The organism is Aneurinibacillus sp. REN35 (assembly GCF_041379945.2).
Classification (GTDB): Bacteria; Bacillota; Bacilli; order Aneurinibacillales; family Aneurinibacillaceae; genus Aneurinibacillus.
Map to the genome: position 1 here is coordinate 1 of NZ_JBFTXJ020000056.1, position 231 is coordinate 231.

The 231-nt window shown below is 63.2% G+C and carries 1 pseudogene; it reads left to right on the forward strand.

Annotation, left to right across the window (positions count from 1 at the left end):
* A pseudogene (locus AB3351_RS23640) lies at positions 1 to 231 on the forward strand (TetR/AcrR family transcriptional regulator); the annotation flags it as partial.

Consider the following 231-nt stretch of genomic DNA (forward strand, 5'->3'; position numbering starts at 1 on the left):
GACGGTATACGCGGTCTCATGCCGCCCGCATCCGCGCCGTCCTGCAGCGGCATGCCTCGGTTCGGGCGTCGTTTCGCGACTGCTTTGAACGCTTGTCCGAGGAAGCGGAACCATCGCGGCCTTCCAGAGGCTGCTTCTGCATCAATACAATCGTGGAGCTGGCGCCGCGGGACGAGAAATTCGAGGTGCTGACGCGGGAGCACCAGATGTATCTGGCCGTCCTGTTCCAGG